Origin of the sequence: Streptococcus oricebi, from assembly GCF_017883985.1 — a bacterium.
Lineage (GTDB): Bacteria > Bacillota > Bacilli > Lactobacillales > Streptococcaceae > Streptococcus > Streptococcus oricebi.
Map to the genome: position 1 here is coordinate 86,476 of NZ_PRDG01000003.1, position 15,151 is coordinate 101,626.

A 15,151-nucleotide genomic window follows, 5' to 3' on the forward strand; every position below is an offset into this window, starting at 1 on the left:
GTTTATCATGAAAAAAATTTTTTCAGTCCTAACACTGACCTTGCTCGCCCTTGTCTTAGTAGCTTGTGGCTCTAACAAACAGTCAAGCAAGCAGCTATCTAGCATGCCAAAAATCGAAGGCTTCACCTACTATGGAGATATTCCTAAAGATCCTCAAAAGATTGCCAGTCTCTCCTCTACCTATACTGGCTACCTCTTAAAACTAGGTTTCGACCCTGTTGCTGTTACCTCCTACGATGCTAAAAACCCTGTCCTCAAGGACAAGGTGAAATCAGCCAAGGTCCTCATGCCAGATGATTTGGAAAGCATTGCCAAGACCAAACCTGATTTGATTGTGGTTGATGCAGATGATAAAAATGTCAAGGAACTAGCCAAAATCGCGCCAACCATTGCCATCAAATACGGCAAGAACGACTACCTAGCCATCCACAGCAATTTCGGTAAGATTTTCGGTAAGGAAAAAGAAGCCGACAACTGGATTAAGGACTGGAAGTCCAAGACAGCCAAAATCGGGCAAGACCTAAGGGGCAAGCTCGGTCAAGAGACAACCTTTACTGTGGCTGGTCTCTTTGAAAAGGAAATCTACCTCTTTGGAAACAACTGGGGTCGAGGTGGCGAGGTCATCTACCAAGCCCTCGGTTTTGATGCCCCACAAAAGGTCAAGGACCAAGTCTTTAAACCAGGCTACCTGGCTGTCACTCAAGAAACAGTCGGTGATTATATCGGTGACTACGTCCTCGTAGCAGCTGAAAATGAGGAAACAGGAAGTTCCCTCTATGAGAGCGATATCTGGAAGGCCATTCCCGCTGTTCAAAAGGGCCACGTCCTCAAGGTTGACGCCAATGCCTTTTACTTCAATGACCCTCTAACCCTCGAATACGAGCTTGATGTCATTCAAAAAGGGCTGGAAAAGATACAATAGGGAGAAAAATCCATGATCCATTCTTCAAGCTTCCTCAAGAAAAATAAGCCAAAAAGATTTTGGCTTGTTTTTTTCATCCTCCTCCTGGTCTTAATCTTGAGTTTCTATGCCAGCCTGCGCTGGGGGATTCCTTCCTTCTCCCAAAAAGAGCTCTTTGAGACCCTGCTCCATCCTTTTCAGGAAAGCCATAGTCAAAATATTATTATTGATATTCGCCTCCCCAAAAGCATTGCCGCAGTTCTAGTCGGGGCAGCCTTTGCTGTATCTGGAGCTATCATGCAGGGTTTGACCCGCAATGCCATTGCTGATCCTGGTTTACTGGGTATCAATGCTGGAGCTGGCCTAGCCCTTATCTGCGCCTATGCCCTCTTTAAAAACCTGCATTATAGTGGCATTTTACTTTTCTCCCTTCTGGGAGCGCTCCTAGCAACGGTCCTCGTTTTTCTGCTTTCCTATCATCCTAGACGGGGGTTTGAACAACTCCGACTGGTCCTATCCGGAGCCATGATTGCCAGTCTCTTGACCGCTATTGGCCAAGGGATTACCCTGGCCTTTAATCTCTCCACTGCTGTGATTGGCTGGCAGGCCGGGGGGCTGCTCGGGACCAACTGGAAGATGTTGGAAATCATTGCTCCCTTTATCATTTTAGGCCTTATTTTAAGCCAAGTTTTTGCCCACCAGTTGACCATTCTCAGTCTCAATGAGACCCTGGCCAAGGGCTTAGGTCAAAAAACGCAGCAGGTAACCTTCTTCTTTTTAAGTATGGTCTTAATTTTATCAGCGGCGGCAGTCGCCCTGGTCGGAAGTCTAGCCCTGGTTGGTCTGATGATTCCCCATTTTATCAAGTCTTTTAGCGGTCGCAACTATCAGAAAATCCTGCCCCTATCGGCCCTACTGGGCGCTGTCTTTATGCTCTGCTGTGACTTGCTAGCTAGCTACATGGTCGGAACGCCTCTAAGCGCCCTAGTTAGTCTAGCTATCTTACCTAGTTTTCTCTATCTGATGCGAAAGGGGGCCTTCTATGAGAAATGAGAAAAAGATAAAGACCTTCTTTCTCCTCATGCTGCTAGCAATCATCCTTTTAAGCCTACTTTCCCTGTCCCTAGGCGATTACAGCTTCAATCTAGAAGAGAGCCTAGCCTTTATCAGTGGCCAGGCCGATCAGGGAACTAGGTTTATCCTAGGGGATCTCCGTCTCCCTCGAATTCTGGTCTGTCTCTTGGCTGGGGCCTCTCTGGGGATGAGCGGGGTCCTACTCCAGACCTTTACCCGCAATCCCTTAGCCGACTCAGCGACCCTAGGAGTCAATGCAGGAGCCGGAATAGTCATCACCTTGGCCATCAGCTGGTGGGAAATTAGTGATCCTGGTCTTATCCTCTACCTTCCCTTTATCGCTATGCTGGGAGGGCTGGCTACGGTCCTGGTCACCTACTTTATCTCCCATCAGACGGGCCAAGCAATCAGTCCAGCCAAGGTCATTATTTCAGGTGTCACCTTATCAACAATCCTGTCATCCAGCATGATTGCCATTACTGGCCGCGTCAATCAAAACAAGCTAACCTATGTCATCAACTGGTTAGCTGGAAAAATTACAGGTAACAATTGGGAAAGCCTGGCCCTGGCCAGTCCCATCCTCCTCCTCTTTTGGCTAGCCATTTACAGCCGGTCCCATAAGCTCAATATCCTCTCTCTCAATGAGGAACTGGCCCTAGGGCTGGGACTTAATGTCAAAAGAGAGCGCCAGCTCCTACTGGCCCTGGCCAGCGGTCTGGTCGCCTTTAGCTTGTCGCTAGCTGGTAACATCTCCTTTGTCGGTATGCTGGCCAGCCACATCAGCAAACGTTTCCTACCCGGAGACCATCGGCTAACCCTACCCGCCAGCATGCTCTGGGGTGCCTTAATCATGCTCCTAGCCGATACCATCACCCGCTCCTTTCTGATTGGCTCCTCCATTCCGACGGGTATCATTATCTCCATTATCGGAGCCCCCTATTTCCTCTATCTGCTCTATCGGACACAGAAATGAAAGCCAAAAATATTTCTGTCTCCTTCTAGACAGTAAAATCCCCTATCGAATCGATTCGATAGGGGATTTTTGGACCTATTTTTCCTTATCAAAAGCCTTTTTGACACCATCAACAGCCCCTTCAAGGGCATCCTTAGCATCTTTGGCTACTTCTTTGGCTTTGGCAGCTGTTTTTTCAACCGCTCCTTCAACTTCTGTCTTTTTATCACCTGTTAATTTACCAAAACCTTCTTTTACAGAAGCTTTAGCTTGGTCGAATTTTTCTTCTACTGACATAGATTGGCCTCCTTGATGCTTGAGCACTAGTAAGTGCTTGATTTTTAGTTAACGATAATTTGGTATCGCTTCCACTATTATAGCCTTTCTCAGCTAGAAAGACAAAAATCTTGCTTAGCAAGGGACCCGAAAAATCAGTCTATCCTTGTCAAAGTCCAGTTTCAGCCGATACTTGCCTGTTTCTGTCAGGTCAATATAACCCAAAAGAAGCAGGACGTCCACAAAAATATCTTTCTTTTTCTGCATTAGCTGGTCCTTACGCACGTATTTTAGGAGGAAAGTCGTCATATATTTAAGAGCGTATTCGGGATTGACATCGCCCAAAATAGCATAAAGTTCCTTTTGCTGATCTGATAAGGGATAGGCTCGTCTCAACCTATAAAAATAATTGGACAGGGTTAGGGCCTCGCGACCAAAGTCTGTTTCCTCCAGCAAAATCGCTGCATTGGTTTGATTTTTAAGCTCGGTTGTAAAAGTTAATTTTTCTAACTCCAAGTAGAGCGGGCTCTCCTCCCGCACAAAAATTTCCTGGTCTAGCTCCAACTGCTCCAGACTCTCCAGCAGACTTACTTGCTGAAAATAGCGACGATTGGACCGCCCGATATAGCCGGCCTTGATGTAGCTATCCAGCATGCGGTCAAGATTGGCGACATTAGAAAAATCTCGCTTGATTTGGCGCAAAATCACATCTTCTCTCTGGTCCAAATAGTTAAGCAGCTCCTGAAAAAAGGGCTGGCCAGTCAAGCGACTGGGATTGTAAATTTTAATCATGAAGCTCCCCCTGATAGGTCAATAAAGTCGACTGGGCTAGCTGGCTAGGATTGGTCCCAGCCAAGCCCAGAGGAACGGCCAGACCCAACTGTTGATAATACTCTTGCCAAAAAGGAGAAATCTCCTCCTTGTCATCGCCAAATTTCATAGGAATGGTCTCAAAAATCGGCAGGACTTCTGCTATATACTGGGAGCAATAAAAAGCTTCCTGCTCTGGATAAAAACTATGATTGTAGGGCTTGCCCAAGTGCTTCTCCGCCCTAGCTAGCAACTGGCTTTGCTCAACTTCTGGATAACGATAAAGGGCGTAAGACTCCTCTGGATTTAGGAAATTCTCCAAGGCTTCCTTGATGACACCTCGGTCTGCCGTCGCATGATAGATTTGTCCAGCAAAATAAAGGGCCACATGACTGTAAGCCCCTGTCGTCTCCTGAATGGCCTCAGCCAAGTCCGAAGAACTCTGCACAAAAATCAAATCTCCATTTTGTAAATCTTCTTTTCTCATATCTCTATTGTAGCATAAAATCAACTTACTCGAACAATTTACTGCAAATGAAAGGAATACAAGGCCAGCAAGTCAAGTGTTACCACCAGCAAATAGGAAAGAGAAAATTTCCAACCATAGAGCCAAAGAAAGCTGAGCGTCGCAAGAGCAAAAACTCCAATTTCCAAGACCAATCTTGCTATTCCCCTCAAAGCAGTTGGCGATTTTGGAGCACCATACTTGCTCCAAACAAGGACAAGAGCGGCAGCTAACAAAAGAAAGACCAGCTTTTCAAAAAGAGATTTTTTCAGGAAAAGACTAGCGACTAAGCCCAAGACAGCCAGCAGCTCCACTAAAAAACGAAGCACAAGAATAAGAGTAGGCATCATTTCAACCCCTTATTTAAAATAGTATAATTCAGATAATCTTTGGTAATTTGCTCCAAATGTGCAAAATCAGTAGGCTTCTCTAAGGAATAAACCGAAACCAAGCCTTGCAGAAAGAGGAAAACTCCGCGACTAATATTTAGTTTTTCCTCCTCGCTCAGGTCTTTTGGCAGCAAACTTTCCACATTCTCCCGCAAAATAGCAAAGCACTGCAGGCGAATGCGATTAAGCGGCAAGTCAAAATCTTCTTTATCCACCCGTTCCCCACCAGCAAGCAGTAATAATTGGTAGGAGTTTCGATGTTGAAAAGAAAAGATGACAAAGGTCTCAGCCAAAGCCAGTAACTTTTGCCCCGCAGAAGTTTCTAGCTCCTGAATAGCTAGAAACTGGCTATAAAGTTCCTCCAAGGGCTCTTGCGCCACGGCTGAGAGAATATCATTTTTAGTCCTAAAATAAAGATAGAGTGTGGTATGAGAGCAGCCCGCTCTTTGCGCAATCTCACGAATCCCAACCTCTTCAAAAGATTTCTCTTGAAAGAGCTCTTCTGCCGCTGTTATAATTCTTTCTTTCCTATCTTTTCCCACTACAAAGCCTTTCTAAAGCCGTCTGCTACTTCAAATGCCACTAGAGCATTCTTAATGTCCTTACCATGACAAAGACTGAGAAGAGCCTCAGGATAGCGCTGTAAAACTTCATGCCCACTTGCTAGAGCTTCTGCCATATCTGCTGTAAAGATTTTCATAGGTGGCCGCAATTTTCCGCTTTGACTGCTGGTGAATAAATCCCCTGCAATCAAGACCTGGTCGCTCTCGTGATAATAACAAGTGTGACCTGGCGCGTGACCCGGTGAAAAAATCGCTTTTAATCCCGCTTGAGCTAGCAAATCTTGCCCAGGCTGACTAGACGTCGTCACAAAGAGACCAGGCTCAAAAACTTTCTTTTCTGGCTTCTTACGATTGGGATAAGGGAGCTCCCCTGAAATATAAGGAAATTCGCGCTCATCAATCACTAAAGCTAGGTCAGAAAAAGCCCGCCTGACCTCTGTCAAGCCGCCAATATGGTCAGCATGCCCATGCGTCAGAAAGACAGCCTTTAAGTCCTGCGGAAAATACTGCTTGATGGCATATTTGACCAGAGCAGGCAAGCCCGTATCCACCAAAAAATAAAGGCCATCACTTTCCACCAACCAGATTGAAAAAATAATCAAAGCAAAATTAAACTCTATCTTACTAATATGCGGGCTGATTTGCTTCTTTTGAGCAAATGGTTTCAGCAATAAATCTGGCATACTTCCCCTCCTTTTTAAAACACCTAACCACTGGTTAGTTTTTCTGAAAGTATATCATAAAACTAGAAAAAAGTCACAAAAAAAATAGAACTTTCGTCCTATCTTTTCTTTCATTATCCACCAAAACTTTCTGTCAATTGCGGTACGACTTGTTTCTTACGTGAAACAGCACCGGCTAAGAAAGCATGGTTGTTTTCAAGAGCGAAGTTGAAGGCTGCCTCAACCTTGTCCATATTGCTACCGATAGCGAGAATTTCTGAGTTAGAGTTGATAATATCTGTAATCATCAAAACAAAATCAGAGTAACCATTTGCCGCATTTGTTTCTTCAATCGCTGCTTCTAGCTCTGCTTGGCGTTCCAAAACTTCGGCAATGTCCACTGTATTGACCTGGGCTACCCGGACTTGGTTGCCATTTAATTCAAAAGTTTTAGCATCGATGTCAATCAGTTCAGCTGCTGACTTGCTAGCAAGATTGGTTCCCGCTTTTAGCATAGCCAGACCGTATTCTTCCAAGTTAACGCCAGCCAAGTCTGCCAATTCTGGAGCGATAGCCTTGTCTGATTCGTGGGTAGTTGGGGATTTGAGGAGTAGGGTGTCAGAAATCAAACCTGACAAGAGAAGTCCTGCGATTTCCTTAGGTACAGCGACACCAGATTCCTTAAACATTCGATAAACGATAGACGAAGCAGAGCCAACCGGCTCAAGACGCATGTAAAGAGGGTTAGCCGTCTCAAAATTAGCCACACGGTGGTGGTCAACCACGCCCAGCACTTCTACCTCGCGAATATCAGCAATTGATTGTTGAAACTCATTATGGTCGGTCAGATAAACACCCTTGACCCCTTCTGCCTTAGCAGATGTCACCACGCGCGGTGCTTCAAGACCAAAAGTTTCCAGCACAAAGGCTGTTTCTTCATTAGGCGTCCCTAGAGCAACCGCCTCGGTCGCATGACCGTAAGCCTCACGCGCTAAATAAGCAAAACCAATGGCTGATGCAATGGCATCTGTATCTGGATTTTGGTGACCGAAAACTAAAATGTTTGACATGTTCCTACCTCTTAACTTAATAATGATTGAATTTATTTTATCATATTTATCCATTTTTCACAAAGAAACAAAGGCATTCTGGCAAAAGAAAAAGCAGAAAATCTGCTTTTAATTCTTAATTCGATTGAGATAGTCCTGATAACTTTCTGTTTGCATGAGTTCCTTAGCATTCTTGACCCGATCAGCAGTCGGTGGCTTGACCCCTTCCAGCGGATAAGGAATACCTAGCTCCCGCCATTTGAATTCTCCCATGGTGTGGTAGGGCAGAACCTCAAACTTATCTACATTGTTGAGGGTCTTGACAAAATCCCCCAGGTTTTTGAGGTCATCATCGCGGTCAGTCAGACCAGGAACCAAGACGTGGCGAATCCAGACCGGCTTGCCCTTGTCAGAGAGGTAGCGGGCACAATCTAGGATATTTTTATTGGTATGAGCCGTTACCAGCTTATGACGTTCATCATCAATCTCCTTGATGTCCAGCAAGACTAAATCCGTCACTTCCAAGAGACGATCAAAGATTTTCAGGTAGTCAGGATTGCGCCGAAAGGGCATGGCACAGGTGTCTAAGGTACAGTGAATCCCTAGCTCCTGGGCCTTGGTGAAGAGGGCTGTGACGAAATCAATTTGAAGGAGGGCCTCACCACCACTGACGGTAATTCCCCCCTTTTTTCCCCAGAAACCACGATAACGTAGGGCTTCTGCCAGAACATCATCAACCGTTCTTTCGCGGGAATTATTGGTCTCCATAGCCCAGGTATCTGGATTATGGCAGTACTGGCAACGCATCTTGCAGCCCTGCAAAAAGATAATAAAGCGGATACCCGGACCATCAACTGAACCAAAACTCTCGGTTGAATGGACCATGCCTGTCACCTTTCCATAATCAATTACTTCTTCTACCATGCTACCACCTTCTGAAACCTGAAACCGTTTTATATACTATATTATACCATGCTTAAGAGCAATTGCCCAATACTTTATCTATTTTTAAGAAAATAATCTGTTTTTCAGTTTCATTTTCACTGTTTTTCAAAAAAACAAAAGGTAAAAATCTTATCAAGTATCAGTCAGCCAAGGGAGACTTACTCCCAGCTAGAAAAAAGCAAACTAGAGCAGCAAAAAAGAGCCGGAGCTCTTTTTAATTATAATTTAGTCTACTAAAATAGCCAAGGTTTGATAAGGCGCTAGAGTAACTGCTTTGCCAAGTTCTACCGACTTATAGTTGCTAATCAGCACCCGTCCTGCCTGATAGTCTGCTGCTAACTCTAAACTGATTGGAGTAGCATAGAAGTTATTTAAGACCAGAAGTTTTTGGCCTTGATATTCTCTTTCAAAGGCATAAACTTGAGGATTGTCCTCAAAGGCTGGCTTGTAACTTCCTTCTGAAATCAGAGGCATTTCCTTTCTCAGAGCAATCAATTTTTGGTAGAAGGTGAAAATCGGACCATTTTTTTCCTTAGCTACATTGATTTGCGGATAGGATTTGCCGGCCTTGAGCCAAGGAGTTCCAGTTGAGAAGCCAGCATTGGCTGAATCATCCCACTGCATCGGTGTCCGAGAATTGTCCCTTGACTTGGCCTGGATGATTTTAAAGGCTTCTGCTTCCGATTTGCCCTCCTCTAGTAAGATTTGATAGGCATTGAGGGACTCAACGTCTACATAATCCTCCATGCTGTCATAATCAGGGTCAATCATTCCGATTTCCTCACCCATATAGATATAAGGAGTTCCTCGAGAAAGATGAATGCTGGCCGCCATCATGGTTGCCCCTTCATTGCGGAAGTTCTTGACATCGACAAAGCGGTTCAGGGCTCTTGGTTGGTCGTGGTTATTCCAAAAGAGAGCACTCCAGCCGTCATGGTCACTCATTTCCTTGCCCCAGGTGTGGAAAAGTTTTTTGAGCGCCTCAAAGTCAAATTCCTTCAAGGTCCACTTTTGGCCATCTTCATAGTCCACCTTTAGGTGGTGAAAGTTAAAGGCCATAGACAATTCTTTGCGCTCTGGAGCAGTGTAAAGGATACAGTTCTCAATCGTGGTCGCACTCATTTCACCAACAGTCATAAAGGAACCCTCTGCCTGGCCAAAGGTGGCTTCATTCATCATGTGAAGATAATCATGGACAATCGGCTTGTCTGTATAGGCAGGCTTGCCATCATTAACTGGACAGTCTTGAAGGACCTCATCCTTACCGATTAGGTTGATGACATCAAAGCGAAAACCTCGAACGCCCTTATCCAACCAGAAGTTAACCACCTTAAAGAGTTCTTCGCGAACATGAGGATTGCGCCAGTCCAAATCGGCCTGGGTCACGTCAAAGAGGTGGAGATAGTATTTGCCAGTATCGCCAAAGGGAGCCCAGGCGTTGCCACCAAACTTAGAGACCCAGTCGGTTGGCTGGTCACGAATAAAGAAAAAATCTTGATAATAAGGATCCCCAGCCAGAGCCTTTTGGAACCATTCATGCTCAGTTGAGCAGTGGTTGAGAACCATATCTAACATAAAGTCAATGCCATGCTCTTTTCCGACTGCAATCATCTCTTCAAAATCAGCCATATCACCAAAGAGGGGATTTACGGCTGTATAATCGGAAATATCGTATCCATTGTCTCTTTGAGGACTGGGGTAAAAAGGATTGAGCCAGACCATATCAATTCCTAGCTCTTGCAAATAAGGAATTTTCTCGATAATTCCTCGGAAATCACCAACCCCACTACCACTTGTATCCTTGAATGATTTAGGATAGATTTGATAAACAACCTTACTTTTATCTAATGTCATCATTGCCTCCTTCTGCTATAAGGAAAGGGGCTGGGGCTTTCGCTCCCAATCCCCTATAAGTTTTATTTTCTTAGTTCTTAACTGCTGTATAAAGAGCTTCTCCACGTTTAATGTCGCGTGGTAATTGACCAAGAGCATCTGGCTGATAGAGATCTTGGTTGGTAATGATAACTGGTGTTTCAGTCACATAGCCTGCCTCTTTAATCACATCCATATCAAAGCTAATCAATTTTTGACCAAGAGTGACCTTGTCCCCTTGAGCGACATGGGCTTCAAAGCCTTTACCGTCCAATTGGACAGTATCCATACCGATATGCATGAGGAGCTCAACTCCCTGATCAGAAACGATTCCGACCGCGTGCTTGGTTGGGAAGAGAACAGAGACAACACCTTCAACTGGTGAAACCAATTCTCCCTCACTTGGAACAATCACAACACCTTGACCCATCACTCCTTGAGCAAAGACAGGGTCAGTCGCTTCTTTTAGTTCCTTGACTTGACCAGCAAGAGGGCTGAGAATTTCGATTGAATCTGCCAACTCAGACTCCGCTGGAGCTGCTGGGCTAGCTTCTGCTGGAGCAGCTACCTTACCGATTCCTTTGAGCTCATCTTCTGTTTTAGTCAAGAAACCTACTTTACGGAAAGTTGGCACCAGAATAAGTGGGGTAACAATGGCTGCAGCCATTGCAATCAAGAATGGCACCCATGATTGTGCTTGGATAGATAGGATAGCTGGCAAACCACCGATACCGATTGAATTTGCTGTAACATTCATCATGACTGAAAGAAGTCCTGCAACTGATGAACCAATCATACCGGCTACCAAAGGATAGACATACTTGACGTTAACCCCGAAAAGGGCTGGTTCAGTAATTCCTAGGTAGGCTGAGATGGTTGCTGGCAGAGAGATTTCTGCGTCTTTTACATTGCGACGGTTCATAATGTAGTAGGCAAGCACTGCTGAACCTTGGGCAATGTTTGACAGGGCAATCATTGGCCAGAGACCTGTACCACCAAATTCTGCCTTAAGTTGTAAGTCGATGGCATTGGTCATGTGGTGGAGACCAGTGATAACAAATGGGGCATAGATTGCACCAAAGACAACTCCAAAGAGCCACTTAAGTGGACCAGTCAGACCGGCTTTAACTACCACAGCAATACCTGAACCTAACCACCATCCAAATGGACCTAAGACTGCATAGGCAAGAAGTACAGCTGGAACGATTGATAAGAGCGGTACGAAAATCATAGAAATGACTTCTGGAATATATTTCCTCCAGAATTTTTCAAAATAGGCAAGCGCTAATCCAGCAAGTAGGGCCGGAATAACTTGACCTTGGTACCCAACTTTTTCAGGTGAAATAATACCAAAATCAAAATGATTTATATTACCAGCAGCTTTTTCTGCAACATATACATAGGCATTTGTCAAACTTGGGTGTACCAAACAGATACCAAGGGCAATCCCTAAAATCTGGCTGGTTCCCATTTTACGGGAAACGGACCAAGTAATACCGACAGGTAGGAAACCAAAAATAGCATCGGTAATGACTCCTAAGAAGTCATTTACATTGCTCCAGAAAGGATAAACATCAACGATGGTTTTAAGAGCTTCTTTGCCATCTACCATCTTGGTTCCAAATTGTTCAAAACCAATTCCCTCTAAGACATTACGGAAACCAAGCAACAAACCACCAACAATCAAGGCTGGAATCAGTGGTGTAAAGATTTCAGCCAAGGTGGCAAGAATCCGTTGGATTGGGTTTTGCTTACTTTTAGCTGCTGACTTAGCTGCTTCTTTTGATACCCCTTCGATACCAGAAACAGCTGTGAAGTCATTGTAAAAAATCGGTACATCATTTCCGATGATTACTTGGAATTGACCGGCATTGGTAAAGGTTCCTTTAACAACTGGAATCTCTTCAATAGCTGCTACATCAGCCTTCTTGTCATCGCCTAAGACGAAACGCATCCGCGTTGCACAGTGGCTAACAGCTGAGACGTTTTCCTTACCGCCAATCGCGTCTAACAGGGTCTTGGCTTCTTTTTCGAATTTTCCCATTTTTCGCTTGGTTAGGTTACCCTAACACTCTCCTTTATTTTTTTATGCTTGTTTGAACAGTTTACTAAAGTCTGTCCAAACGCTCACTATTTAATTGTAAACGTTTCCTATTTTAGATGCAAGCTATTTCTAGCAAAAAGTAAAATTATTTGGTAAAATAAGGTCAGTTGTATGCTAAAAAGAAGACAAGTGAACCATGAAAAAATACCAGCAATTATTTAAAACCATTCAAGAAGAAATCCTCAGTGAAAAATACCAGGTCGGCGATTATTTGCCCAGTGAACACGAGCTCAGCCAGACCTACCAAGTCAGTCGCTCAACAGTTAGAAAGGCTCTGGCTCTAGTAGAAAAAATTGGCCTGATTGAGAAAATTCAAGGACAGGGATCCAAGATTTTAAAGCGGGAACAAATTGACTTTCCGGTTTCGCGCTTGACTAGCTACCGCGAGCTTATCGAGCAGTTGGGCCTCCCCTCAACGACCAAGGTCATCCGCTTTGAGCTCTTAACTGTCGATCAACGGCTGGCTCGCATTACCGGTTTTGCCCCCTATCGCCTGGTCTGGCGCATTATCCGTCAGCGTCTGGTCGACCATACGGCTTCTGTTTTAGACATTGATTATATAGATAAGGAGCTAGTCACAGGCCTTAATCGGGAAATCGCCGAGCAGTCCATCTATGCCTATCTGGAAAATGACCTGGGGCTGGACATCACCTATGCCCGCAAGGAGATTACCATTGATCACGCCACAGACCGCGATAAAATCTTTCTCCAGCTAGGCAATGACCAGCATGTCGTCTCGGTCAAATCCCAAGTCTACCTAGCAGACGGCCAGCAATTCCAATATACGGAAAGCCGCCATAAACTGGAAAAGTTCCGCTTTGTCGACTTTGCCCACCGCCATAAATAAAGGTTAAAAGAGACCGCTTAGGTCTCTTTTTGACTGACTTCCAACTATATCAAGTCGCTAGACATAAAAAAGAGAAGCAACAAGGGCTACTTCTCTTCCTCTTCTTCTGGCGGAACTTCCTTAATCAGCAATTTGACCTTGGTTACCCGGCCATTATTGACCTTATCATTGATTAGGGTCAACTCTTTATTGTTACTTGTAATTTCATAGCTAATTCTTTCTTTCTGGTCAGGGATAGTCCCTACACCGGTCAGATAATAACCAGCAATGGTATCCACATCATCACTTTCTAGCTCGACATCAAAGTATTCGTTGAAGTCATTTAGACTCATGGTTCCTAGTACGATATAGGTGCTGTCAGCAATCTCATGAACCTCGATAGCTGTCTTGTCGGTTTCATCATCAATTTCCCCGACAATCTCTTCTAAGAGGTCCTCTAGGGTCACCAGACCAGCCATACCACCGTATTCGTCCAGCAGGATAGCCATTTGATTTTGCGTATTGCGTAACTCTTTTAAAAGGTCATCAACGAAGATGGTCTCTGGCACAAAGAGGGGCTCTTGCAAGATCTTTCTGAGGACAATATTGTCAAAACCATTGGTAAAGGCTTCTGTCAGGAGGCGCTTGGTATGAATGAGACCAATCACCTTGTCCTTGTCCCCGTCATAAACGGGGATACGGGAAAAACTCTGCTTGAGGATACTTTCGATAATCTCCTTTGTGTCGTCTTGAATATCGACCATAAAGGCATCGGTCCGTGGCACCATCAGCTCACGCGCCATGAGCTCGTCCAGAGAGAATACCCCTTGCAACATCTCGATTTCATCGGCGTCCAAGGTCTCCTCACTCTTGGTCAGCATATACTCAATCTCATCGCGGGTCATCTTTTCATCTGCATCATCAAACTTCATCGGGGTTATCCGACTCAGGAGATTGGTAGAGGCAGATAGGAGCCAGACAAAAGGACTGACAATCTTTCCTAAAAAGAGAATAATGGGAGCGGCCCAGACTGCCAAATCGTCCTTGAGATTGAGGGCAATTCGTTTGGGATAAAGCTCACCAAAAACGATAGAGATATAGGTCAAGAGGGCCAAGGCCAAAAAGCTAGCCAGGGCGTGGGCCGTCTCAGAATTGCCTAAGAGACTGGCGATTTTACGCCCCAAGGTATCCGCAAAGCTGGCCCCGGACAAGATGTTAATCAGGGTGATTCCAACCTGGATGGTCGATAGAAAATTATTAGGATTTTCTAAGATTTTTAGTAGGCGAAGATACTTACTATCTCCTTCTTCTGCCTTTTGCTCCACCCGGGCCCGATTAAGCGAGACCATGGCCATTTCGGCGGCTGAGAAAAAAGCATTTAAAAAGGTCAAAACGACTAATAATAAAAACTGTAGTAAAAGCGTCTGACTGCTGGGGTCTTCCATGAAATTTCTCTCCTAAAGTATGTATTATCTTTTGATTATATCATAAATTCCCTCGGTTTGCATAGTTCATAAAAGAGAAATTGTCAGATATTTTGTGAATGTTCCTTTTGGTGTATAATAGTTTTACATCTCTAAGTTCTCTAATTATTTATTTTTGAACACTCTCAAGCAATTGGCTTTATTTCAGGACTTTTCACTTGGAAATAGCAACATTTAGGACGAGAGAATGTTGCTATTTTTTATCAAATGTGTTATAATTTTATATAGAAAGTTGTATTTGTTTAGAAAGGAACACTTCGGAAACTATATTTAATGAATACAACTAGAACAGGTACTAACTTTTTGGTTTTATATTCTAAGAAAGTGTGCTTATTATGAAAAAAATTAAAATATTTACTTTGTTACTTTTTTCTTTAATCATATTTACAGCAATCTCTACCTCTAATGTCAAGGCAGGTACAGACCCATATTGGGAACGACAAAAACAAATGACTCATATGGTTTATGGTCCTTTTTTCGCATACAGGACAGGTAGTGCTTTAAACCACTGGGGAGCTAAAATTCCTGGAACTTTTGAATATCGCGTCCGAAATGCAGTTTTATATAAATACGGAACTATAAATGCAGGAAAAACATATAGGGTACGTTGGTATCAGAAGATAAGTCCTAGAGGTAAATTCGGAATGGGACAGAGTGGGCAAGCTGTTGGTTTTTATTGTGAAAACTGATATTAAGGAGGTCTTATTATGAATGAGCTAATCAATATTTTGCTTTCATT

The 15,151-nt window shown here is 44.1% G+C and carries 16 protein-coding genes; 5 read left to right on the forward strand and 11 right to left on the reverse strand.

The features are described from left to right. Positions 1-7: 7 nt before the first annotated feature. The 3 genes from C4K46_RS05400 to C4K46_RS05410 are packed head-to-tail and all read left to right on the forward strand — an operon-like array spanning position 8 to position 2,948. Positions 8-922 carry an iron-hydroxamate ABC transporter substrate-binding protein gene (locus tag C4K46_RS05400; RefSeq protein WP_209627873.1) on the forward strand — a complete coding sequence of 305 codons (915 nt, stop codon included), beginning with the start codon at positions 8-10 and terminating at the stop codon, positions 920-922. A gap of 12 nt (positions 923-934) precedes the next feature. Continuing rightward, complete coding sequence (locus C4K46_RS05405; RefSeq protein ID WP_209627874.1) at positions 935-1,954, forward strand: FecCD family ABC transporter permease; 1,020 nt, start codon at positions 935-937, stop codon at positions 1,952-1,954. Then, positions 1,944-2,948 (forward strand): FecCD family ABC transporter permease, encoded by a 1,005-nt coding sequence (locus C4K46_RS05410; protein ID WP_209627875.1) that lies wholly within the window; start codon positions 1,944-1,946, stop codon positions 2,946-2,948. Before C4K46_RS05405 ends, C4K46_RS05410 begins: the two co-directional genes overlap by 11 nt. A 75-nt stretch (positions 2,949-3,023) precedes the next feature. Here C4K46_RS05410 and C4K46_RS05415 read toward each other — a convergent pair whose 3' ends face one another. From C4K46_RS05415 to treP, 10 genes are all read right to left on the reverse strand, one after another. Next, on the reverse strand, positions 3,024-3,224 hold the full coding sequence (locus C4K46_RS05415) for a CsbD family protein (protein WP_209627876.1): 201 nt from the start codon (positions 3,222-3,224) through the stop codon (positions 3,024-3,026). Between the two features lie 114 nt (positions 3,225-3,338). Further along, complete coding sequence (locus C4K46_RS05420; RefSeq protein WP_209627877.1) at positions 3,339-3,995, reverse strand: DUF1803 domain-containing protein; 657 nt, start codon at positions 3,993-3,995, stop codon at positions 3,339-3,341. Next, complete coding sequence (locus tag C4K46_RS05425) at positions 3,988-4,500, reverse strand: YiiX/YebB-like N1pC/P60 family cysteine hydrolase (protein WP_209627878.1); 513 nt, start codon at positions 4,498-4,500, stop codon at positions 3,988-3,990. Before C4K46_RS05425 ends, C4K46_RS05420 begins: the two co-directional genes overlap by 8 nt. Positions 4,501-4,538: 38 nt before the next feature. Further along, positions 4,539-4,868, reverse strand: a complete 330-nt coding sequence (locus C4K46_RS05430; RefSeq protein ID WP_209627879.1) for a DUF2568 domain-containing protein — start codon at positions 4,866-4,868, stop codon at positions 4,539-4,541. Continuing rightward, positions 4,865-5,449 (reverse strand): TetR/AcrR family transcriptional regulator, encoded by a 585-nt coding sequence (locus C4K46_RS05435; protein ID WP_209627880.1) that lies wholly within the window; start codon positions 5,447-5,449, stop codon positions 4,865-4,867. Before C4K46_RS05435 ends, C4K46_RS05430 begins: the two co-directional genes overlap by 4 nt. After that, positions 5,449-6,153 carry an MBL fold metallo-hydrolase gene (locus C4K46_RS05440; RefSeq protein ID WP_209627881.1) on the reverse strand — a complete coding sequence of 235 codons (705 nt, stop codon included), beginning with the start codon at positions 6,151-6,153 and terminating at the stop codon, positions 5,449-5,451. Before C4K46_RS05440 ends, C4K46_RS05435 begins: the two co-directional genes overlap by 1 nt. A gap of 113 nt (positions 6,154-6,266) precedes the next feature. After that, entirely contained in the window at positions 6,267-7,202 is a 936-nt protein-coding gene (locus tag C4K46_RS05445) for a manganese-dependent inorganic pyrophosphatase (RefSeq protein ID WP_209627882.1), read from the reverse strand. Between the two features lie 108 nt (positions 7,203-7,310). Beyond that, on the reverse strand, positions 7,311-8,105 hold the full coding sequence (gene pflA / locus C4K46_RS05450; RefSeq protein WP_209627883.1) for a pyruvate formate-lyase-activating protein: 795 nt from the start codon (positions 8,103-8,105) through the stop codon (positions 7,311-7,313). A 246-nt stretch (positions 8,106-8,351) separates the two neighbouring features. Continuing rightward, on the reverse strand, positions 8,352-9,980 hold the full coding sequence (gene treC / locus C4K46_RS05455) for an alpha,alpha-phosphotrehalase (protein ID WP_209628125.1): 1,629 nt from the start codon (positions 9,978-9,980) through the stop codon (positions 8,352-8,354). Between the two features lie 70 nt (positions 9,981-10,050). Then, positions 10,051-12,042, reverse strand: coding sequence for a PTS system trehalose-specific EIIBC component (treP, locus tag C4K46_RS05460; protein ID WP_209627884.1), 1,992 nt, complete (start codon positions 12,040-12,042; stop codon positions 10,051-10,053). A 196-nt stretch (positions 12,043-12,238) separates the two neighbouring features. Between treP and treR the strand changes: the two genes are divergently transcribed. Further along, positions 12,239-12,949 carry a trehalose operon repressor gene (gene treR, locus C4K46_RS05465; protein ID WP_209627885.1) on the forward strand — a complete coding sequence of 237 codons (711 nt, stop codon included), beginning with the start codon at positions 12,239-12,241 and terminating at the stop codon, positions 12,947-12,949. An 86-nt stretch (positions 12,950-13,035) separates the two neighbouring features. Here treR and C4K46_RS05470 read toward each other — a convergent pair whose 3' ends face one another. Continuing rightward, positions 13,036-14,373, reverse strand: a complete 1,338-nt coding sequence (locus C4K46_RS05470) for a hemolysin family protein (RefSeq protein WP_209627886.1) — start codon at positions 14,371-14,373, stop codon at positions 13,036-13,038. Between the two features lie 374 nt (positions 14,374-14,747). On the opposite strand from C4K46_RS05470, the gene C4K46_RS05475 reads away from it, so the two are divergent. Then, complete coding sequence (locus C4K46_RS05475) at positions 14,748-15,101, forward strand: hypothetical protein (protein WP_209627887.1); 354 nt, start codon at positions 14,748-14,750, stop codon at positions 15,099-15,101. Positions 15,102-15,151: the final 50 nt, after the last annotated feature.

Coding starts and splice junctions, on each gene's coding strand:
- C4K46_RS05400 (WP_209627873.1), top strand. CDS start 8: ATGAAAAAAATTTTTTCAGTCCTAACACTGACCTTGCTCGCCCTTGTC.
- C4K46_RS05405 (WP_209627874.1), top strand. CDS start 935: ATGATCCATTCTTCAAGCTTCCTCAAGAAAAATAAGCCAAAAAGATTT.
- C4K46_RS05410 (WP_209627875.1), top strand. CDS start 1,944: ATGAGAAATGAGAAAAAGATAAAGACCTTCTTTCTCCTCATGCTGCTA.
- C4K46_RS05415 (WP_209627876.1), bottom strand. CDS start 3,224: ATGTCAGTAGAAGAAAAATTCGACCAAGCTAAAGCTTCTGTAAAAGAA.
- C4K46_RS05420 (WP_209627877.1), bottom strand. CDS start 3,995: ATGATTAAAATTTACAATCCCAGTCGCTTGACTGGCCAGCCCTTTTTT.
- C4K46_RS05425 (WP_209627878.1), bottom strand. CDS start 4,500: ATGAGAAAAGAAGATTTACAAAATGGAGATTTGATTTTTGTGCAGAGT.
- C4K46_RS05430 (WP_209627879.1), bottom strand. CDS start 4,868: ATGATGCCTACTCTTATTCTTGTGCTTCGTTTTTTAGTGGAGCTGCTG.
- C4K46_RS05440 (WP_209627881.1), bottom strand. CDS start 6,153: ATGCCAGATTTATTGCTGAAACCATTTGCTCAAAAGAAGCAAATCAGC.
- C4K46_RS05445 (WP_209627882.1), bottom strand. CDS start 7,202: ATGTCAAACATTTTAGTTTTCGGTCACCAAAATCCAGATACAGATGCC.
- pflA (WP_209627883.1), bottom strand. CDS start 8,105: ATGGTAGAAGAAGTAATTGATTATGGAAAGGTGACAGGCATGGTCCAT.
- treC (WP_209628125.1), bottom strand. CDS start 9,980: ATGACATTAGATAAAAGTAAGGTTGTTTATCAAATCTATCCTAAATCA.
- treP (WP_209627884.1), bottom strand. CDS start 12,042: ATGGGAAAATTCGAAAAAGAAGCCAAGACCCTGTTAGACGCGATTGGC.
- treR (WP_209627885.1), top strand. CDS start 12,239: ATGAAAAAATACCAGCAATTATTTAAAACCATTCAAGAAGAAATCCTC.
- C4K46_RS05470 (WP_209627886.1), bottom strand. CDS start 14,373: ATGGAAGACCCCAGCAGTCAGACGCTTTTACTACAGTTTTTATTATTA.
- C4K46_RS05475 (WP_209627887.1), top strand. CDS start 14,748: ATGAAAAAAATTAAAATATTTACTTTGTTACTTTTTTCTTTAATCATA.